This window comes from Bacillus sp. TH50 (assembly GCF_016650565.1).
GTDB classification, from domain to species: Bacteria; Bacillota; Bacilli; order Bacillales; family Bacillaceae_G; genus Bacillus_A; species Bacillus_A mycoides.
Genome location: NZ_JAEKFM010000007.1, coordinates 2,148,016 through 2,169,432 on the forward strand (window position 1 = coordinate 2,148,016; position 21,417 = coordinate 2,169,432).

The window sequence follows — 21,417 nt, forward strand, 5'->3', positions numbered from 1 at the left end:
TGTAGGGAATAATAATATATTAAGAGCATTATTTTTAAAGGGGATAATGCAAAAATTACTTGGTAGAGACATAGAAATCTTTATGAGTTACCCATAGTATGATGTAAATACTCTGAAATCTTTGTAATAGAAGCGAATGCCTGATGATATTACTGAGGAAAGGTGCATATTTTCATTGATATGTAAATATGCACCTTTTCTATTGTATATGCAATTTAATAAAGTTAATTTGAATTTCTGTAACGTTCATATATGAAGCAATCCTTTAAAAAAGGAAGTGATTTATCATACAAATTCAAGCTGTGAAAATACCAAAGAATATTGAAAGTCATTTGTTTAAGCAACTTAGTAACTTAGTTTCAAATGAGAAGAAAGAACGAATGAAGCGTTTATTAAATTCATGCGACATGAATAGAACTCTGATAGGAGATTTACTAATCCGATCTCTAATCTGCCAAAAGTATAAAATTAATAATGAAGAAATTAGATTTAGATATAATGAGTATGGAAAACCTTTTGTTGAAAAATTTTCTGACTTTCACTTTAATGTGTCACATTCAGGAGAATGGGTGGTTTGTACTACTGCTAATTTTAATGTGGGTATTGATATAGAAAAAGTTTCAGAAATAGAGGCTTTTAAAGTAGCAAAAGAATTTTTTTCAGCGGAAGAATTTTATGATATATCTAATATGAATTCTGATGAACAAATTAATTATTTTTATGATTTATGGACATTAAAAGAAAGTTATATAAAAACGATTGGAAAAGGGCTTTATACCCCGTTAAATTCATTCTCTATAAAAAAAGAGTCACGAACTTTAATTTCATACAAGAATATACCTAAAAACTTTTACTTTAAACAATATAACATTGATCCAAATTATAAGATATCTGCTTGTGCAACAAGGGATGAATTTCCGCAGGAGATAATAATTAAAGACATTTATACAATTTTCCAAAATATATACAAATTTGAAAGTAAGGAGAAAATCAATGCAGAAGACTAAACTTTTTTGCTTTCCACATGCTGGGGGATCTGCGTTTAGTTACGCAAAATGGAAAAATCACTTTAATCCATATATTGAAGTAGTCCCAATAGAGTTAGCTGGTAGAGGGTATAGAATTGAAGAAAGGTTGTACCAAAGTATGGAAGAGGCCGTAAATGATGCCTACACCAGTATAGTTAAGCAAATAGACGCTTCGCCCTATATTCTATTCGGGCATAGCATGGGAAGTTTGATCGCTTATGAAGTAGCCAGAAAAATACAGGATTCTAATAATGTATTACCTGAATTTCTTGTTTTGTCCGGTAGAAACCATCCAAATAGTAAAATAAAAAATATCCGACATAATCTTTCTAACGAACAATTCAAAAAAGAAGTTATTGCAATGGGAGGTACACCATCTGGGGTACTTCAATCAGAAGAATTAATGGAGATTTTTCTCCCTATTCTAAGAGCAGATTTTAAAATTGTCGAGACATATATTCATGACAATAATACACAACCATGTGATATTGATTTTCTTATATTTAATGCGGAAAATGATGAATTTACTACATATGATCAAATAATAAAATGGAAGCAATACACAAGTAAAATGTGTACTTTTCATTCTTTTGAAGGTAATCATTTCTTTCTAAATGAAAATATTGAAGAAATAGCAAATAGTATTATAAGAAAGTTAGATTCTAAAAGATTATCAAATAGTTTTTAGGGTTTTTCTAACTATACTCATGCCTAAGAAACAAAAATATTAAAGATGAAAAATACAGGCATTGCTGAAATATTATTGAATATAGGCATAGAAGCCTAAACGAACTGTTTAAAGGCAGAAACTCTAAGCAAAATGTATATGAATTAACTTTAGTTTAAGCTGGCTTTACCTATAATACTATCTAGATTCTTTATTATACTTAGTACAAAGTACATAACGTATATAAAGCTAATGAATATGTGAAGTGAAAAGGCCGACTCTTATAATTATGAGAGTCGGCCTTTTGGTTTTATGGATATCAAATTAGTGAGCAACATTTCAAAGGGTATCTTGTGATATAACTAAGTAGAATTTTTTAAACAAGGGGATGATGAGATGAATAAATTGAAGGGGAAAATTGTATTAGTAACAGGGGCTAGTAGAGGAATAGGACGAAGCATTGCCTTATATTTGGCGCAGGCTGGTGCGTTAGTCGTTGTTCACTATAGTAAAAGAAAAGAAGAAGCAGAAAGTGTAGTGGATAAAATTAAACAAGATGGCGGTTCCGCATTTGCGATTAGTGCAGACTTAAGTACCTTTAACGGCATTAATAAATTGTATTCAATATGGATCAATCTCTTCAAAAATATATAGGTGATACTACATTTGATATCCTTGTAAACAACGCTGGAATTGGGCAGATTTTAATGTTAGAGGAATCTACAGAGGAGTCTTTTGATGAGGTTATGAATATTAATGTGAAAGCTCCATTTTTCATTATTCAAAAGGCTTTGCCACGTTTAAAAGATGGAGGACGGATTATCAATATTTCGTCTTTTGTCACACGGGTAGCCTCCCCAAGTGTTTTTGCCTAAGGGGGCAATAAATACACTCACTCATACTTTAGCACAACAACTTGGTGCTCGTGGTATTACAGTAAATGCAATTCTCCCAGGCATAATTAATACAGAAATGAACGCTGAGACATTGGGCAACCGAGATGGACAAATATATGCTGCAGGTTTATCGACCTTTAATAGGTGGGGAGAACCTAATGATATAGCTGATATTGTAGGTTTTCTTTCATCATCAGACAGTCGTTGGATAACTGGTGAGTTAATTGATGCAAGTGGTGGATCTTGCTTATAATGCTAGAGGAAAAGCCAACTTAAATTAAGGTGGCTTTGCAATTCTATTATTTATTTGTTAAACCAGTGAACTATGTACCATTTTTTAGCTCTTAGAATAGCCACCTTGAGATGGGTCCAAATGTGGTAAGTCAATCAGGGTAGAGAACTAATTATGCTTTAGTATGATTTATGTTAAGTATAAATGGTAAAAAGCAATGAATATGGACAATTTCATATGTAAATAGGTACTTTTTGTTAACTCTCTTAAAGGGAAGGGAATGTATGAAATTAGTATGATAGAATCAATTTGTATTAAAGCGAAAGGGGATGAGAGTATGCTAAAAAGAATGATTTTAGGAGTTTCATCATTAGTAGTGGGAGCAACAGTTGGCTTAGCGACTGATGTTTCTGCAGCACCTGCACCACCATTAACATCATTAAATGTGGTAAAAGTTGAATCTCAATTAGGCGGGGTTGAATTTATTGGTCCTAATAATTTAAGTACAGTTAAAGATCACGGAGGGAGCTATTTATACATTTATACAAATGAAATGGGATATGGTAGAAATCCAATTGCACAAATGAGTGGTCAAAAACTAAAAAAAGTAGATTCTAAGATGATTGATATAAATGGTGATAGAACAGTTGATGGATGGGAATATAAATGGGATGCTTCGGGACAGCAAAATGGTCAATTTAAATATCAGAATACATCTACAAATGCACCTTGGAATACATTATCTACGTCATTAAATATTAAATAAACTAACAGAAGAATTCGATTTTATTTTTTTATGTTTGCAATATATGTAATGTTTAGATACCTAAAGGAGTCTACGTTTTTAAGTGGGCTCTTTCTAGCTAATGATAAGATATCAGCAAATTGATAAACTATTTTGTCTAATTGGCAAATCAAAAGTTTACATAACATTTTTCTAGTAAACAATTCTGAGTTTACTAGTGTGATCAATAAAGGAAGGAAATCTTTCATAAAATCAACTAAGTTATTTAGTGGGTCTTTCATCATAAATATCTAAAACTACATATTTATGAAATTTTATAGAATTTTCACTTTATATTTAGTCCTAAATCATACGATTTTAATACAAAATACTATAATTTGATTAGTAATAGCAGTGAAAAAAACATTAAATATATCTAGGCTTTAAAGCTAATGTTACTTTATTACGTAATTTGTTTAAAGGGATATATAGAGTTATTATTCAATGTAACTAAAATAATTTAAAAGGAGATAGGAAGTTATGTTTAAAGTAAAAACAAATGGAAGAATCAAAAAGATTGTTATGATTTCTGCGGCTTGTACCATGATGTCAATGTATGGAGCACCAATTTCTAGTACAGAGGCAGCAATCCGATCGCATGCTCCATCAGTTTATGTAACACCACAAAATACTGCTGCTTCAGATATTATTAGCATAGACTGGTCACCAATCCAAACGGCACCTTATACATATTGGGCTGTACATAACTGGAATCAGGGAGGAGAGGGTGGCGGTTATGCTGGCTTCCAACAACAAAGCGGTTTTGATCAAACCGGTAAACGTACCCTTCACTTTGCACTTTGGGATCCAATAGCATCAAACCAAGCAATTAAAGCTGAATATTTATCGCCGACTTCAGAAGCCAGTAGATTTGGTGGAGAAGGAACAGGTTTGAAGGTACAAACAACTTATAATTGGAAAGATAGTGAATGGTATCGAATGACACTACGTTCTTGGCAAGAAGATGGTCATACAAAGTTTGGCCAGTGGATAAAAGATAATAAATTAAATCAATGGAAGTTAGTTGCTATTATGGATCATCCAGTTGCGAATGTTCCATTTAACTATGGTCTATCGATGTTTCAAGAGGACTGGGCTGGTAATGGACAAGATGTAAGAGAAGCACGTCTTAAAAATGGATACAGCAGAAACGTTTCAGATAAACAATGGAATTCTTGGAATAACCAGCGTATCTCTGGGCAACAGGATACGTCCTATCAATACGATGGAGGAGCAACTTCAGAATATCTATGGGTTAGGGCAGGAGGACATACTCAATCAACTATTGGTACTGGAAAAACATTTAATATAAATCAGCCTAGTCAACCAGAAATGGGAAATTTAGATTTTGATATTCAAAATATTCGCTTTGAAGCTGGAAAATTAAATGTTTCATGGGAATTGAAAGAACAAAGTACTCCACAGTTTAAAGGGGAAATTGAAATCTATGACAATGAAAAGTTAATGGGACAACCTTTGAAAGTAATCGATAATATTAAGTCCTACCAAACTGAGGTAAGTCAAACTATGCAATTGCCTCAAACGGCTTTTGCTAAAATTACATTAACAGACATATTTGATCGAACTGCAGAGAAAAAAGTAGAAATTACAAATGGCAATTCTGATATTTTAGCAGGGAATCAATTTGCATGGTCCCTAAAAGGATATAGTGATCGAGAAATTGCAAAAGTGGATTATAATAAAGCGGCAGAAGAGCTGAAAATCAAATTAGAAGCTGGTGTACCGCATTCTTATTTCAATAGCACATATGCAAGTATTAAAGTCCAGAACTCATCTGGTAGCGTTATGTACAATAAGGAAATCATGGGAAATAGACAACAAAATGCTGAAACCCAAACAGTACCTGTAAAAGTAGGAGATTATTTAGAATTCACTCATATAGAAGGAGACGCAGTAAAGGAAAAGACACGCGCAACATTAACGAATCTTGAAAATAACAAAAATGAGACTATTGGAAAGTCAGCAAGGTATCAGGTTACAAAAGAGGGATTAAAGAAAGTAGAAAAAATGCCAGAGACAACAATTCTAGATGGAAAACAATTTGCATGGTCATTAAAAGGATATAGTAATCGAGAAATTGCAAAAGTAGATTATAATAAAACAGCAGAAGAGCTGAAAATCAAATTAGAAGCTGGCGTACCGCATTCCTACTTCAATAGCACATATGCAAGTATTAAAGTCCAGAACTCATCTGGTAGCGTTATGTACAATAAGGAAATCATGGGAAATAGACAACAAAATGCTGAAACCCAAATAGTACCTATAAAAGAGGGAGATTATATAGAATTTACTCATATAGAAGGGGAAGCAGCAAAGGAAAAAACACGAGCGACTTTAACTAACCTTGAGAATGGAAAACAGGAATATATAGGAAAGAAAAGAACATATCGGGTTACATCTACAGGATTAATAAGACAATAGACGTACTAAAAAGTTGGGGGAATCCCCAACTTTTTTATCATTTTAGTCAAGAAGATTCCTTCTTCAAGGAATGCGAAGTGAGTAGGTGGAGATAAATTGGCTTCGAATAAGGGATGGCGGAAAGCTATCTTAATTGTTCAACATACATAAACTGTTACTCCACTACTTATCGAATGTATGTTTGTTGTATGATGAGAACATGCCGAAATGGAGGTGAAATGAATGATGATTAATAAAACCTATAAGTTTCGTATCTATCCAAATCAAGCACAAGTCCCCCTAATCAATGAAACGATTGGCTGTTATCGTTTTGTATTCAATCATTTCCTATCCTATCCCTATGGGATAACGCATACAAAGAGAAAGGTAAAGGTAAATGTTTGACATATGGTACATGCTCTATCAAACATTTCTACAATGAAGAAAGAGTTTGTTTGGCTAAAAGAAGTGACAGTGGGGGGAGTTCAAAGAACTACATTGCTAACTTTTCGTTAAACTTACCCAAATAAGTTAGGATTACTTTCGGATTGACTTCTGATAGAATCCAGATACCGAAAATGATCTGCAGCTGTACATGTAACTTTATCAATAAGTATGCAAATATTTTTAAAACTAATTTTTATACAAAAAATGTATAGTTATGACAAAAAAGTTTCCTTAAACCAATATTTTTGTTTTAGGTAAATTTAAGGTGCGTAATTAATATGCATTTTTCGATAAAAATGAAGAATATTGAATTAATATTCCTCCGTCATGGTATATTTCGTTATATTTTGAAAAATCATTTCACAAACACTATGTAATACTCTATGGGAACATTATTAAATTCGAACGATATTAACAGAACTTTGTTAATAATTAGCTAAAAAAGTATTGTACGATTAAATACATTATGTTACATTTACATTACAAGGTTGTTACAAAATATTATAATTATTTCGATAGTGTTTCTTGTTATTTCCACAATGTTACGAAAGCTATAGGTGTTTTATGTGTATAGGAGTGTGTGTAGTAAAGAGTCTGAGTTGAAAATACGTGCACACTTTAAATTTCCTTTCTGTCTGAATGAAGAAGACTACCAACTAATTAAGGGGTTTAAAGTAACAACTTTAAATAAAATGTGCTTCCTTTCCCACACACAATTTAGTGCATATTTAAAGTACAGCCTAGTTGCTACACAGACTCTTGTACATATAAACATTAAGGTGAAATAGAGATAAGGATTTATTACATACATAATAAGCACTACTTAGCTAAACGTAAAAATATTATCTGTGCATTTTTATGAAATGTTAAAATGCCTAGATGATATTTTTTTGAAGATTTCTTGGATATGTTTATGAATAACAATTTCTAATACTTAATGATTCTCTACTACTAAAATATCCAATAATTTATGTAATTGGATTTATAGGGTGTATGTACATTCACTTATATAGGGAAAATGAGGTTTTTCATATGAAGTATAGTTATAAAGTTTTTATATTTATTTGGACAATTATTTTATTGTTTTTTCTACTTTATTATGGTTACAGTGAAATTTCCGACACCGAGCAAGTACCAATCATAACAATCAAAAAATAGAAGCAAAAAATATTGAGAAAACCAAATGAGATAAAAATAGATACAGTAGAAAGACTACTACAGGAAGTAATTAATCGTACGAAGTTAGATGAAATATTAGAAAGAAAAAACTTTAATGGAAAATATGTTGATTGCTGCATGGGGTGGAAATTGTAGATATCACAATCGGCACAAAGATATTCATGAGTTATTTAAAGGTTACCATTTACACTGCCTAGGGAAAACAAGGGATGGGTTTCCGAGACATCCTTTATATTTAAGTAATGATTCCCAGCCAATAGATTACATAAAACCAGAGCGAATTGTACACCGTTTCATTCGAACTGCAAGCAACCAAGAACGAACAAGTAAAGAAGGGCGCACAACAAACTGTAATGGTGAAACAGGAGGGGACGCATGGATGTGGTGTTCAATCTGTCATGAAGAGCATCCCATTACAGGATCCCCTGCTTGCTTATCTTGTATCAATAAACTCGTAGAAGACTATCATAAAGAAGCATGAAAAAATCCCCCGCACCTAAACAACGGAGTGGGGATATACATTTAACCAAGGTTTAATTCAATTCTGCGTTTTTCTATATAATCTAGAGTTTTTTGAAATTCATCATGTTTTCTCTGTTTCTGTTCTTTTTTGCTTTCAGAATCTAAATACGATTCCATTACAATGTCTTCTAAATCGAATTCTTTTCCGTTTCTCGGATTGGTAACTCGAATAGAATAGAGCTTTATTGTATCTGTGACACGATTCGAAGTCCCAAGGATAGTAACAGGAGCTCCCCTAAACAATAAAAATGAACTAACTCCATGTACTATTTTAAAGATTTTAAACTTTGCATTTAATTCACCTCTGCTTTTCTGGTGTTATATTTAAACAGAGAACCAGCAGGTTTGCAGGTTCTCTTCTGATTATCCCTAAAGATGTAAAGCAATTTTAACTATAGAATATATTGAGTCTCTATAGAAATCAAACATAAAATTAGTATATACTTTCATGCAAATCTTATTGTAATAGAAACTCAGACCGAATCATAACAGTTGTAAATGGATCCAATTCGATTTCGGCCATCCCAGTATCCGCATCATAACCAATGACACATCCTGTCATCCCTTTTAAAATACCAACATGGATTGTGGCATCCTCATTAACTGTTACAACTTTCATCACATTCAACTCCGTTTCTATAATAGGATTTGACTCCCCATGTATTCATTTGATTCGTCAGATAACAAAAACGCACCGTAACCCAGTGCGTTTCAGACAAATATACCTATATGTTTTACTTTGTAATTTGGAAGGAGCCGCCATAATAATATGAATTGTCTGCCTTTAGTACTGCCACATATGTACCTGGTGTGTAAACCGTTGTAATTGGTGTTGTGAACCTAGAATAGTAGTGGTGCCCAGCCTCACCTGCAGAAATGGTTCTGTAGCGCTGCAATTCACCATCTCCGTTCAATCGATAAATCTTTACAACACCCACATCTTTTCCGCCTATATACACCGTCGTATCAAACGTACCACCTTGTTTTAACGTATCAGGGGCTAACTCTTGTAGATAGTCCGCATTGTGATGTAATAAGAAATACGTTTGCCATGGCCAATCATCCACAACAGCTGAAGCTTGCTTAATCGTATTTACTTCAGCGCGCGCTTTATCAGGTAGCGTACTGTCTAAAACGATAAGACCTGAAAAGGTTAAGGCGCCAATTAAAGCAAATGAACATAATTTTTTCATATTAAATTCCTCCCGTTTATCTGACATTGTCATAGTACACTTACAGGTATTAGGTTGTCATCCATTAATTGGTTTATTATTCTAAAATCAATATATCATTTTCTTTTAATTTAATCAAATTAGAATTTTCGAACAAATTATGGGGGTAGATAGAATTCTACCTTTCTCCGTTTTTTCTATCATACAGAAGAAAGAACAGAGGCGATAAAGAAATTGCAGTTATCGATATTGATCAATTTAAAGTAATTGATATCATTGATATCTCGCCGGAATCTGCACCACATGGTTTAGTTTATAATGAAAAAAAGACTTATTGTATGTAAGTGTTGAATCTGGTGAAGGAGGAATTTTAATTATTAATCCTAACACGAGAAAAGTGCTAGATAGAATCTCTACAGAAGCAACAGGTCCACATTGGTAGAGGGTACAAAAGGATATTATTCTAATAAAGAGGCACCCTTTATATCGGTTTTAGATACACATGCTAAGGAGTTAATTGGAAAAGTATCTATGCCCTATGGTAGTGAAGAACTAGCTATTTCTCCTAAAGGTAATCGAGTTTACATCCCTTCACCATGTTTACTTGGAGACTACAAAGAGGAGCAACCTATACTTAGCATCATTAATACAGAAACCGATAAAATAATAAAGACAAAATCATTTTCAGATTTAATTACCCCGGTTCATGTAACGAATGATGGGAAAGTATTGGTAGGACATATGCGTTTTCAGAAAAAGGATGGAGAGAGAACAAGAAGTATGTTTTCTCCAGCACCAGGGTATGTTTCTGTTCTTGATGGAGAATCGTTAAATGTGTTAGGTACAATAGAAGTAGATTTACTCCCAATTACAATGCGTTCTTCTACAGACGGAACGGTTGGATATGTTTCTAACCTTAGATCAGGGACAATAAGTGTATTAGATTTAGTTAATTACAAGAATGTTCATACCATTGAAGTTGATCCAGGAGATCGAAATGTAGATCCTTCTGTAAATCAAGGAGCTCACGGTATAGCGTATATAGAAAGATAAAATAAAAAAACGCTATTCTTTTTGTAGAAATTTACAGAAAGGATGGCGTTTTTTATGTATCTATTAATTTCTGATGAATTCCAATTAGGTCTATGTTTTTGCTGGCTAGGAACGCGTGTTATTCATTTTTATATAAGGGTCACCATATATGTCCATCAACTTAAGAAAAACAAATCTAACTATTAACGGCTCGAAGTGATGAAAATGACAATTATACTCTAAGTAGTTTTTGTTATTTATTGATGTAGAATCCTTATTATAAGGATTCTATTTTTTATATCAAAAATCTATAAAGAAAACAGATAAGATCGGCGAAAAAGAACTAAAAGGTATTTTAAATGAATTTTTCAAACAATACTTAATGATAACGTTCGCTAAATATATTCGCTTCTTATGTTTGCAAGAAGCTTACAAACTTTCCTCTTCCAATGCAACTTAAGCGTAAATTAATTTTTTTGTAAATGTGGAACAATTTCATTACTTACACTGTCTATTAAGAGTTAAAACATTTTTTATTTAATAAATTAAGAAAGGAATAATCATTTTTAACTAAGGGAGAAGATTGAATTGAAAAAATTATGGATGCTGTTTTTCATTTGTTTTGCAGTTATGTTAGTAGGATGTAATAAAAACGAACCGCCAAAACAGGCATTTGAAGAATATATTAATTTATGGAATGATAAAAAATTTGCAAATATGTATGATCATTTATCAGAACATGCAAAAAAAACGATTTCTAAAAAGGAGTTCACAGAGAAATATCAAAAAATTTATGAGGGTATTGGAGTTAAGAATTTAAAAATTAAAACGAAAGGAGAGAATACTAAAGATAAAGAACTTTTTCTTTTTGAAGTTAATATGGATACGGATGGAGGAACAGTTTCATTCATCCATGAAGCAAAACTCGTGAAAGATAAAGATAAGGAATCTTGGAAAATAGATTGGACACCAGACTTCATTTTCCCAGGTATGAAAAAAGATTACAAAGTACGTATGCAAACAGAGCAAGGAAAACGCGGGGAAATATATGATCGAAATGGAAAAGGGCTTGCAACGAATGGAAAAGCGACTGAGGTTGGAATTATTCCAGAGAAACTAGGTGAAACGGCAGCGCAAACGAAAGAAATAGTAGCACAATTACTTGATATGTCTATAGAAGAGGTCGATCAGAAGCTCGCAGCAAAATGGATAAAACCAGATTCCTTTGTACCAATTGGTATTTTAAAAGAGGGAACCAGACAGAATGATTATATTGAATTAGAAGGAGTTTCATCTCGCCCAGTAAATATTCGTACGTATCCATTAGGAGAAGCAGCGGCACACTTAACAGGATATATAGGAAAGGTGAATGCAGAGGAGTTAAAATCGCTTCAAAAAAAAGGTTATCAAGCAGATGATTTAGTGGGTAAGACAGGTTTAGAGAAAGTATTAGAGAATAAATTGCGTGGTGAAAAGGGTGGACGCGTATTTATGGAAGATGAGAACGGGAAAGAGATTAAAAACGTAACAAAACAAGAAGCAAAAGAAGGGAAAAATGTTACGTTAACAATTGATGCTGCAATTCAAGAAAAAATCTTTAATGAGATGAAAAATGAAGCAGGATCTAGTGCAGCGATCAATCCTAAAACGGGTGAAACAATTGCACTTGTAAGTAGCCCTGCTTATAATCCAAATACGATAGTTAGAGGAGCATCAAAAGCTCAACGGGAAGCATGGAATAACGACTCGAAACTGCCAATGACGAATCGTTTCACACAAGCATTTGTACCAGGTTCTGTATTTAAAACGATTACAGGTGCAATTGGTTTGGAAACGAAAACAATAAATCCTAAAGAAGAATTTAAAATTCAAGGATTAAAATGGACAAAAGATTCATCGTGGGGAAATTATTATGTAACACGTGTGAAGGAAGCTAGTCCAATTGATTTTGATAAGGCAATGAAGTACTCTGATAATATTTATTTTGCTCAACAAGCTTTGAAAATGGGGAAAGATCAGTATGTAAATGAATTTAAGAAATACGGATTTCATGAAAAACTACCAATGGAATACGAATTTCCTATTTCAACAATTGCAAAAGATGGGATAAAAAACGATATTCAACTAGCAGATACGGGATATGGACAAGGACAAGTATTAATGACACCACTTCATTTAGCATTAACATATGCACCGATTGTGAATGAAGGGAATATTCCATCGCCTCATCTTTTAAAAGAAGCCAAAGTCGCGGGGAATTGGAAAGAAAATGTGGTTTCTAAAAAGAATCAAGAGATATTAAAAAGTGCATTAATAAAAGTCATTAATGACCCTGATGGCGCGGGGAGAATTGCTAAAGTTGATGGTGTAACTCTCGCTGGTAAGACAGGTACAGCAGAACTGAAAGAATCGAAAGAAGCAGAGGGTAAAGAACTTGGATGGTTTGCAGCTTTCGATGCAAGCGCGCCAAACATGATTGTTACCATGATGATTGAAGATGTAAAAGGAAGAGGCGGGAGCAACGTTCCAGGTGAAAAAATAAAACATGTTTTTCAGAAATAACACTAAATTATAAGGTGAAATTTTTTACTAAATTTATTATAGGTATGCTTAACTCAATGGTATGAATTGGGCAAAACAAAGAACAATTAAGTTTCAGAAAAAGCATTCTCCCTAATTGAGAATGCTTTTTCTATGTTATTGTGGCTCTAGAAAGTTGATATCGCATCATTTTCATTATTTGCAAGTACGGGCTGATTGGTAGTTTGTCCTAAATACTGATTTGAAACCAGAGGGTTCAGTCGGAAGTGCAATTCCGATTGGGACAGGTACTAATACAGCTGGTGATAAAAAATTTGTTCATTTTTATTTTCATATCTGAAATCTTGGTGTTGCTCATATTAAATATAACAGAAGAGCAAATTGAAATAGACAAATGAGGGTGATTTTAAACTTTAACAAAACAGTTATTTAGTAAAAAATAAATAGAGCACACAAATAAGTATGCTCTTAGAAAAAATAGGTGATACAAATCGAGTGTTGCGTGAAATTTAAGAAATCATAATCAGATTTTTATGAGTAAATTTTTAACATTGTATGCATTACTTGTTTTTTTGAGCCTGTCATAAAAAAGACTGTATAGGTGATTATCTAATGAAATGTATTGCACACCTTTACATTATACAGGAGGATTCTTCTATCAAAAAAAAGATAAACAATGGAACAAATGAAACTTGTATCATGTCTATATATTGAAACCATATTAAAAGTGAGGGCAGCTTTATGTTTATTCAAATAAGTTTGAGGTGTGGAAATGGAACAGAAGTTTATTGAAAAATGTAATCATGATGAGCTTGACTATGTTATAAAAGACTATTGGCAAGATGTATGGAATTATTCATTTATTATTACGAAAGATCCACACTTATCAGATGACATCACACAAGATGTATTTATTAAGGTTTTTAAACATTGGAATTCGTTTCGAAAGGAGTCATCTATTAAAACGTGGATATTAAAAATTACAAGAAATACGGCAATAAACTATTTGAAATCCTCTTATTTTAAAAGGATATCTTTAGTGGGATTTTTTAGTGATGATAAGCAATCTCCATCGGCAGAACAAGAATTTTTTAATCAAGAGGAAATGAATGATGTGTGGGATGTTGTATTAAAACTACCTAAAAAACACCGCGAAATACTAATATTGGACGCGAAATATGAATTATCTTATGAAGAAATGGCTGAAACATTAGGTGTATCCATTGGAACAGTCAAATCTAGGTTAAGCAGAGCAAGAAGTAAAGTTTCAAAATTAATAGGGGAGGGTAGAAGTGATGAACAGTAAAAAAAATCCTGACTGGTATAGCAAATTAAAAAATGGACCAATGGAGCGTCGTAAAGATGAAGAAGCATTTATTTATAAAATAAAGCAATCGATATACCAAAATAGTGAAGTAGATTCTGTAACATACAAGAGACCATTTCGTAAAAAAGCATTGCCTATTGTAGTTGTTTTGGTCTGTACAATGTTATTTTTTATTGTTCAACAACCTTGGCTTGATGATAATAAATCACCGGTACAAAGTAGTACTCAAATTAAGCCGAAAACAAAAGATGAGTCTGCTCAAGATCCATCATTAAAACAATTTATGAATGATTTATATCGAAGTACAAATTTAAAAAATGAAAATGACCTGTATAGAGCGTTAAATGATGAAGTTCTATTTAAAGGGAAAAGTTATCAGAAGGATGAATTGAAGTTTGATGAGGATATTTTTCATGAGTTGCAAGTCGCTCTTACAATGGGGGGAGAATTTGCAAATGATACAAAGAAAGCATACAAAGTACCAAGTGGATTGACAGAAAGTAACCAACCAAAGCAATCGCATTTTATATATGCAACTGTTACTGGAAATAAAACGAAAATTTTAGCTGAACCAAAACGAGAATCACAAGTTTTATATGAAGTATCTAATGAAATGGTAAAAGCTTTGATTCCAGAAAAAGCGCAGAATGATGGATATATAAAAATATCGACAATAAACGGTTATACTGGATATGTACAAAAAGAGTATGTTTTAACTGATATTAAATATTCTTTCATATTTGAAAAGAATGATGAAGGTATATGGGAAATAACGAATATAGATTCTATATGGTAAAAGAGGAAGGTTCACTTTAATGAACCTTCCTCTTTATCTTTATCCTCTTTTTGAAGTGAATTCCAGCACTCTAAAATTTCTGATGTAACGAGAGCAGCAATATTTTTTTCTGAATTACTACCAGGAATAACGACAGAAATAGCAATTTTTGGATCTTCGGTAGGAGCATATGCAATGAAAAGAGAATGATTTATCATTCTTTCTTGCTCGTTCGGAGAGCCAGTTATCCCTGTTTTACCCGCGACATGAAAGGGCAAGTTTTTAATCTCCTCTATATTTTGACTCATCCCACCTTGCACGACACTCCAAAATTTCATAGGATAACGATTTGAACTTTCTAAGAGTGGTTTAAACTTTTTTGTTTCCTTATCGTCTTGACCAATAATAGCACTTACGATTTGAGGTTTATATTTATCACCTTTACTTGCCAAAGTTGCTGCATATTGAGCAAGTTGTAGAGGGGTGTGTACTTCATTTCCTCCCCAAGATGCATTTAATAAAGCAGAGATTCCATTTTCAAACTTATTAGATGGATGAAATTCATATTCTCCGTCTTCTTCAAAGGGTAAATCAATACCAGTTTTAGAGCGGAGGCCAAATTGCTTTAAATAATCTGTCCATATATTTGCTACTTTTTCTATATTCCCATTATTTCGGTTGAATAAGGGGAGAGCTACTTTTGCCGTCATAAATGTATTTGATGAATTAATGATAGCTTGACTCGGTGTAATTTCACCTGTTGGTGTTCCAGGAGCATTAGTGATGTTATTTTGATTATCATACTGAAAACTACCATTATCCAAATATGTATCCTCAGGTTGAAAAAGCTTTTCGTTTAATCCGATTAAAATAGTAAGTGGCTTTATAGTAGAGGCCATATTTACATAAGATTCACCATACTTTAATTTTTGAATTGCTTTATTTTGCGAAAGGGATTTAATGTTTTCTTTTTTAGATGATACATGTGTATTTAATATATTTGGATCAAAAACTGCCGAATTGGCCATAGTTAATATTGCGCCAGTTTTTACATCGGTTACTACTGCATAACCAGCATTAGCATCAGGTACTTTCTTAATTTGAGATCTTAGTGCTTCCTCTGTTTTTTGCTGCAATTTAGAGTCTAAAGCTAGCCGGACATCTTTTCCTTTTTGTACTTTTTGAATGTTCCATAAGAACTTTTTATTATTCATTTTAAAAATCAGAGTTTTTCCGGGTTTTCCTTTTAAATCATTTTCATATTGAAACTCAATCCCACTTTTACCAACAGGTACATTTTTAGAATTAAGGTCATTTTCTACATACCCAATTAATTGTGAAGCAATTTCGTGTTTAGGATAATATCGAATCAATTCATCTTTAATTATTACATTATTGGGTTTGTTCTTGTTTATGAATGTAAGTTCACGCTCATTTATGTCAGAGTATAACGCTATATCATTCATAGTCTGCTTTTTACAAGATTGTTGTAATTGTGATTTTATGTCCTCTGCAGAAATGTCATGTTGAAACTCGTTTGAAAATTGATTGAAAAAAGCTAATGTGTTTGATGTATCTCGATTCGATAGCTTTTCATCATTAGAAGTGCAATATAGAGACTTAACTTTCTTATTTGTAGCTAGTATTACACCATTTTGATCAAAAATTTTTCCTCTTTCAGCTGAAGAAGTTGCGATAGTAATTGAAATGAAGTTGATTTTTACTAAAATTAGTAAAATCAAACCTACAATAGAAAGAACCGCAAAAAATCTCCATCTTTTCGTATGTAACATATAACCCTCCCTTATGTAGCCTATTCCATCTTATAGTTAATTATTTTTTTGTAAATGTGGAACAACTTTATGATTTAGATTGTCTATTAAGTATTACAGCATGAAGAAAGGAACAATCAGTATGAAAAAAGTACATGTTAATAGCAAGTCTATGTGTAAGTTTAATATGAGTCATTATACAGTTTAGCATTTCTAATGCAGGCGACAAAAAAATAGAGAAAAAACAGGAAGGGAGATTTATCAATTACGCGGCTAAACCAAAAGGAATGGATGCTTACAAGGATTTAACAAAAAAGATAAGACACTATTATAACTGAATAGTGGTTTCTAATATATAGGGAACGCTTTTAGTATATTTATTTACTAAGTATTAGTGAGGATTTCCTGAAGAATTATATGGAGGATTTATGAAAGAACAAAAAGTAAAGAAACAGAAGACATATATATCTATTCGATTGAATATAATGTTCCTTTGCATATTTGTACTATTCTCAGCTATTATTATGCAGCTAGGAAAAGTACAAATCGTTGAGGGAGAGGCTTATAAGAACCAAGTGGAAAACAGTCAAAATGAAACAACTAGTATACCAGTTCCACGTGGACAGATTCTAGATCGAGAAGGGAAAACGGTCGTTAATAATAAATCTCTTCGCGCAATTACGTATACAAGGGTGAAGGGGATTACGAGTGAAGATGTTTTAAAAACAGCAAAAGACTTGGCGAAGGTACTTGAAATGCCTGAGCAAGATATAAATAAATTAACCGATATCGATAAAAAAGATTTCTGGATGCAATTGAATACGAAACGTGCGGAATCAAAGATTACTAAAAACGACATAGGAAAGTTTAAAGAAAAGGGAATAGAGGGAAAAGAACTAGACAAAAAAATTCAAGACTTAAGACGAAGTCGCGTTACAGAAGTAGAATTGGCAGAATTAACAGCACAAGATTTAAAGGTGTTAGCTATTAAAAGTAAAATGAGTTCAGGTTATCAACTGACACCACAAATTATAAAAAAAGATGTGACAGATCAAGAATATGCGCGGATAAGTGAAAACCTTGCGGAGTTTCCAGGAGTAGATACAACAGTTGATTGGGAACGTAATTATGTAAATGGTAATTTATTTCGTTCCGTGTTAGGTAATATTACAAGTAGTGAAGAAGGATTACCGAAAGAAAACTTAGATTCTTATTTGGTACGTGGATATAACCGTAATGATCGTGTAGGAAAAAGTTATATTGAACAACGATATGAAGATGTATTACACGGCACAAAAGAAGAAGTGAAAAACATTACTGATAAATCAGGAAACATTATAAACACAGAAATAATCTCTAAAGGAAAAAGTGGTAGTAGCTTAACATTAACGATTGATATGGAATTACAAAAGAAAGTGGAAGAAAGTATAGAGAAAAATTTGAGAGCTTTTAAGAGTTCAGAGCCATTGTTGGACCGAGCGTTTGTCGTCATGACAAATCCGAATAACGGACAGATTTTATCTATGGCAGGCAAAAAGATTGTAGAAAAAGAAGGGAAAATAGAGATTGAGGATTTGGCATTAGGTAACATGACAACTTCGTATGAGCTAGGATCAGCTGTAAAAGGCGCAACGTTATTAACTGGATATGAGACAGGGGCAATACAGCCAGGAGATCAATTTTATGATGCACCGATGAAATTTAAAGGTACACAAGCCAAGAAATCATGGAATGTATCCGGATTTGGTAATGTTAATGATTTACGAGCTTTACAAGTATCTTCGAATGTATACATGTTCCAGACAGCTTTAAAAATTGCGGGAGTTAATTACGTACCGAATGGTTCATTGGATATTAAACAAGAAGCATTTGATAAAATGCGTTATTATTTTAAACAATTTGGTTTAGGGGTACCAACAGGTATTGATTTACCGAATGAAATAATTGGGCAAACGAGAAAAGTAGATAGTCAACCTGGGTTTTTACTAGATTTTTCTATCGGTCAGTATGATACGTATACGCCATTGCAATTGGCACAATATATTTCAACTATTGCAAATGGTGGATATAGAATGCAACCCCAAATTGTACAAGAAATACGAGAGCAATCAATAAAAGAAGAAGAGGTCGGTAAAGTTATACGCTCTATAGAGCCTGTCGTATTAAATCGAGTTGATATGAAGAAAGAACATATTGATCGGATAAAAGAAGGCTTTAGATGGGTATTCCAAGAAGGTGATGGAACTGGCGTGAAGTATTTCAAAAATGCGCCATATAAACCAGCAGGAAAGACAGGGACAGCTCAAACTGTATATGGTGGAGATGATCCAATTGGTAGAAATGCAAAAGGAGAACGTATGGAATGTTACAACTTAACATTAGTTGGATATGCTCCATATGATAATCCAGAAGTAGCATTTTCTGTAGTAGTCCCATGGCTTCATGATGATAAAAATGGAATTAATTCTATAATTGGAAAGGAAATTTTAGATGTATACTTTGATTTAAAAAAGCAACGTATACATGGTGAAGCTGCTAGTACAGATAGTTCGAATCAAAATTAGTAAAATTTGTGCACTTTTCTCAGGGGAAGAGACCCTGTTTATATAAAAGCCTTTATAAGTTAAAGAAAAAGGAAGATTTGAAATAAGAGATAGCGGCTATCATAGTTGCTATCTCTTACTTTTGTTAATATCTTGGCTACTAGTTAAAAAGGTTTTAAATTTATCCCGCTATTTGCCGGGGAGTAAAACTCCCACCTCAAAATTCAGCTGGAGCAAAGAAGTTAGGCGGGAGTCGGGCTGCCCGTAAAAGCCCGATTGGTGAGGGCTAATAATCAGTGGGGGATGAACAAAACCCCCACTGATTAAAGTTTCACTTTATGGAACAAACTTGTTTTTTAGATGGTCTATTATGTGTACGTATAAAAACAGGTTTTCAACTAGGATACAGTGTATTGAATTTACTACTTGGTTTCAGTATTGAAAATTTGAAAGGAATGATGATTTTGAAAAACAAGAGGATGTTAAAAATAGGAATATGCATTGGTATATTAGGTTTAAGTCTTACAAGCCTAGAAGCTTTTACAGGAGGGGCATTGCAAGTTGAAGCGAAAGAAAAGACCGGACCAGTTAACCATAAAAATCATGCGACGTATAAAGAATTCTCTCAACTTGAGAAAAAATTTGATGCTCGATTAGGTGTGTATGCTATTGATACTGGTACAAATCGAACAATTGCTTATCGACCTAACGAAAGATTTGCCTTTGCATCAACCTACAAGGCATTAGCGGCAGGGGTATTGCTACAGCAAAACTCAATTGATAAATTAAATGAAGTTATCACTTATACGAAAGACGACTTGGTGGAATATTCACCCGTTACAGAGAAACATGTAGATACCGGAATGACATTAGGACAAATTGCTGAGGCCGCTGTTCGTTCCAGTGATAATACTGCAGGGAACATTCTATTTAATAAAATAGGCGGACCTAAAGGATATGAAAAAGCGCTTAGACAGATGGGTGATCGGGTTACTATGGCTGATCGCTTTGAGCCAGAGTTAAACGAAGCTACTCCAGGAGACATTCGTGACACTAGTACAGCGAAAGCCATTGCTACCAATCTTAAGGCTTTTACGGTCGGAAATGCACTTCCAGCTGATAAACGTAACATTCTTACAGAGTGGATGAAAGGAAATGCTACAGGAGACAAACTTATTCGTGCAGGCGTACCAACTGACTGGATAGTTGGAGATAAATCAGGAGCTGGAAGTTATGGGACACGCAATGATATTGCTATCGTTTGGCCGCCAAATAGAGCACCCATTATCATCGCAATTTTATCTAGTAAAGATGAAAAAGAGGCTGCCTATGATAATCAACTAATCGCAGAGGCAACTGAAGTGATAGTTAAGGCTCTTAAATGATAATTTCTCAATTCTTTATGTAATGTAATTGAAAATAGGAACCTAGAAAGCGATTCTTTTTACTGTGAAAAGAATCGCTTTTTTGTATTCCTATAATGAGTAGTAAGTATATAAGCGAAAATTATTATTTCATGGACAATTTATCCCCTAAAGTGCATGAGGGAAATTTTCTCCTGTGGTGTTCGTAGCAATATGATTATTATGTATACGATAATAATATTTTGGAGTAGTTAAGCTAGATACTCCTATATGGATATGTAATTTTACATATCCATATAAAAGACACATATGTGTTAATCACTATTAAATTATATTGAAATCATTTTTAAGTAAGGGATTCATATAGATTTAAGGGAATCAAAGAATTTTTATGTTTAATTATCATAGTATAATTATTTCACTTTATGAAATGAAATTTGTATTTAACTTTTTTAAATATAATATTTTTAAATTCGAATAATAAATATCTGAAAAATTAAATTTAATCAATGTGATTTTCAGGTTTACTTATGAAAAACATAGTGTTTAAAATGAGGGGGAAGTAAGGTCCTTATATTCTATCAAAAATAAATAAAAAACGAGATACGATTACTCTATCGAAAAAATTTCTATCCTCAAGTGTGTGTGATGAAATCCTAACGTTAGGTTGTACAAAATTTACGATTAAAACTGTAAAAAACAATAGTGAAGAGGT

Annotated in this window: 16 protein-coding genes and 3 pseudogenes; 14 read left to right on the forward strand and 5 right to left on the reverse strand. The window is 32.9% G+C overall.

Features of this window, described 5'->3' with window-relative positions; translation table 11 throughout:
- Positions 1-302: 302 nt before the first annotated feature.
- The 8 genes and pseudogenes from JFU23_RS27915 to JFU23_RS27945 all read left to right on the forward strand — a co-directional run bounded on the left by JFU23_RS27915 (position 303) and on the right by JFU23_RS27945 (position 8,135).
- On the forward strand, positions 303-1,007 hold the full coding sequence (locus JFU23_RS27915) for a 4'-phosphopantetheinyl transferase family protein (RefSeq protein WP_374101384.1): 705 nt from the start codon (positions 303-305) through the stop codon (positions 1,005-1,007).
- Positions 994-1,716: a thioesterase II family protein gene (locus JFU23_RS27920; protein WP_085311153.1), complete on the forward strand. Its 723-nt coding sequence runs from the start codon at positions 994-996 to the stop codon at positions 1,714-1,716. The genes JFU23_RS27915 and JFU23_RS27920 overlap by 14 nt, the downstream gene beginning before the upstream one ends.
- A gap of 375 nt (positions 1,717-2,091) precedes the next feature.
- Positions 2,092-2,844: pseudogene (locus JFU23_RS27925) on the forward strand (SDR family oxidoreductase).
- Positions 2,845-3,103: 259 nt separating this feature from the next.
- A complete protein-coding gene (locus JFU23_RS27930; RefSeq protein ID WP_201033288.1) occupies positions 3,104-3,589 on the forward strand; it encodes a DUF4879 domain-containing protein in 486 nt (161 codons plus the stop codon).
- 498 nt (positions 3,590-4,087) lie between these two features.
- Entirely contained in the window at positions 4,088-6,049 is a 1,962-nt protein-coding gene (locus JFU23_RS27935) for a DUF3472 domain-containing protein (RefSeq protein WP_201033289.1), read from the forward strand.
- Positions 6,050-6,271: 222 nt separating this feature from the next.
- Positions 6,272-6,517, forward strand: a pseudogene (locus JFU23_RS27940) (helix-turn-helix domain-containing protein); the annotation flags it as partial.
- Positions 6,518-7,645: 1,128 nt separating this feature from the next.
- Positions 7,646-7,789: a hypothetical protein gene (locus JFU23_RS30325; RefSeq protein ID WP_207200023.1), complete on the forward strand. Its 144-nt coding sequence runs from the start codon at positions 7,646-7,648 to the stop codon at positions 7,787-7,789.
- Positions 7,749-8,135, forward strand: coding sequence for a DUF1643 domain-containing protein (locus JFU23_RS27945; protein WP_137056804.1), 387 nt, complete (start codon positions 7,749-7,751; stop codon positions 8,133-8,135). Before JFU23_RS30325 ends, JFU23_RS27945 begins: the two co-directional genes overlap by 41 nt.
- A 41-nt stretch (positions 8,136-8,176) precedes the next feature.
- Here the strand turns inward: JFU23_RS27945 and JFU23_RS27950 are convergent, their stop codons facing one another.
- The 3 genes from JFU23_RS27950 to JFU23_RS27960 all read right to left on the reverse strand — a co-directional run bounded on the left by JFU23_RS27950 (position 8,177) and on the right by JFU23_RS27960 (position 9,369).
- Positions 8,177-8,419 (reverse strand): hypothetical protein, encoded by a 243-nt coding sequence (locus JFU23_RS27950; RefSeq protein WP_085311161.1) that lies wholly within the window; start codon positions 8,417-8,419, stop codon positions 8,177-8,179.
- Between the two features lie 214 nt (positions 8,420-8,633).
- Positions 8,634-8,795, reverse strand: coding sequence for a hypothetical protein (locus JFU23_RS27955; protein ID WP_170972577.1), 162 nt, complete (start codon positions 8,793-8,795; stop codon positions 8,634-8,636).
- A gap of 115 nt (positions 8,796-8,910) precedes the next feature.
- Positions 8,911-9,369 (reverse strand): DUF5065 family protein, encoded by a 459-nt coding sequence (locus JFU23_RS27960; RefSeq protein ID WP_201033290.1) that lies wholly within the window; start codon positions 9,367-9,369, stop codon positions 8,911-8,913.
- Positions 9,370-9,783: 414 nt separating this feature from the next.
- Between JFU23_RS27960 and JFU23_RS30700 the strand changes: the two genes are divergently transcribed.
- From JFU23_RS30700 to JFU23_RS27980, 4 genes are all read left to right on the forward strand, one after another.
- A complete protein-coding gene (locus JFU23_RS30700) occupies positions 9,784-10,401 on the forward strand; it encodes a YncE family protein (RefSeq protein WP_242483542.1) in 618 nt (205 codons plus the stop codon).
- Positions 10,402-10,968: 567 nt separating this feature from the next.
- Positions 10,969-12,942, forward strand: a complete 1,974-nt coding sequence (locus JFU23_RS27970) for a penicillin-binding transpeptidase domain-containing protein (RefSeq protein WP_201033291.1) — start codon at positions 10,969-10,971, stop codon at positions 12,940-12,942.
- A 751-nt stretch (positions 12,943-13,693) separates the two neighbouring features.
- The gene (locus JFU23_RS27975) at positions 13,694-14,227 is read left to right on the forward strand and encodes an RNA polymerase sigma factor (RefSeq protein WP_002127457.1); all 534 of its coding nucleotides are present in this window, start codon (positions 13,694-13,696) and stop codon (positions 14,225-14,227) included.
- Entirely contained in the window at positions 14,217-15,044 is an 828-nt protein-coding gene (locus tag JFU23_RS27980) for an SH3 domain-containing protein (RefSeq protein WP_201033292.1), read from the forward strand. The genes JFU23_RS27975 and JFU23_RS27980 overlap by 11 nt, the downstream gene beginning before the upstream one ends.
- 11 nt (positions 15,045-15,055) lie before the next feature.
- On the opposite strand, the gene JFU23_RS27985 is transcribed toward JFU23_RS27980, so the two are convergent.
- Positions 15,056-16,816: a peptidoglycan D,D-transpeptidase FtsI family protein gene (locus tag JFU23_RS27985; protein ID WP_016092577.1), complete on the reverse strand. Its 1,761-nt coding sequence runs from the start codon at positions 16,814-16,816 to the stop codon at positions 15,056-15,058.
- Positions 16,817-17,223: 407 nt separating this feature from the next.
- Between JFU23_RS27985 and JFU23_RS27990 the strand changes: the two genes are divergently transcribed.
- Entirely contained in the window at positions 17,224-19,359 is a 2,136-nt protein-coding gene (locus tag JFU23_RS27990; protein ID WP_201033293.1) for a peptidoglycan D,D-transpeptidase FtsI family protein, read from the forward strand.
- A gap of 437 nt (positions 19,360-19,796) precedes the next feature.
- On the forward strand, positions 19,797-20,723 hold the full coding sequence (gene bla, locus JFU23_RS27995; RefSeq protein ID WP_374101395.1) for a class A beta-lactamase Bla1: 927 nt from the start codon (positions 19,797-19,799) through the stop codon (positions 20,721-20,723).
- 7 nt (positions 20,724-20,730) lie between these two features.
- Here the strand turns inward: bla and JFU23_RS31275 are convergent.
- A pseudogene (locus JFU23_RS31275) lies at positions 20,731-20,817 on the reverse strand (undecaprenyl-diphosphatase); the annotation flags it as partial.
- Positions 20,818-21,417 lie beyond the last annotated feature (600 nt).

Coding starts and splice junctions, on each gene's coding strand:
- JFU23_RS27920 (WP_085311153.1), top strand. CDS start 994: ATGCAGAAGACTAAACTTTTTTGCTTTCCACATGCTGGGGGATCTGCG.
- JFU23_RS27930 (WP_201033288.1), top strand. CDS start 3,104: ATGTATGAAATTAGTATGATAGAATCAATTTGTATTAAAGCGAAAGGG.
- JFU23_RS27935 (WP_201033289.1), top strand. CDS start 4,088: ATGTTTAAAGTAAAAACAAATGGAAGAATCAAAAAGATTGTTATGATT.
- JFU23_RS27945 (WP_137056804.1), top strand. CDS start 7,749: ATGGAAAATATGTTGATTGCTGCATGGGGTGGAAATTGTAGATATCAC.
- JFU23_RS27955 (WP_170972577.1), bottom strand. CDS start 8,795: ATGAAAGTTGTAACAGTTAATGAGGATGCCACAATCCATGTTGGTATT.
- JFU23_RS27960 (WP_201033290.1), bottom strand. CDS start 9,369: ATGAAAAAATTATGTTCATTTGCTTTAATTGGCGCCTTAACCTTTTCA.
- JFU23_RS27975 (WP_002127457.1), top strand. CDS start 13,694: ATGGAACAGAAGTTTATTGAAAAATGTAATCATGATGAGCTTGACTAT.
- JFU23_RS27980 (WP_201033292.1), top strand. CDS start 14,217: ATGAACAGTAAAAAAAATCCTGACTGGTATAGCAAATTAAAAAATGGA.
- JFU23_RS27985 (WP_016092577.1), bottom strand. CDS start 16,816: ATGTTACATACGAAAAGATGGAGATTTTTTGCGGTTCTTTCTATTGTA.
- JFU23_RS27990 (WP_201033293.1), top strand. CDS start 17,224: ATGAAAGAACAAAAAGTAAAGAAACAGAAGACATATATATCTATTCGA.
- bla (WP_374101395.1), top strand. CDS start 19,797: ATGATTTTGAAAAACAAGAGGATGTTAAAAATAGGAATATGCATTGGT.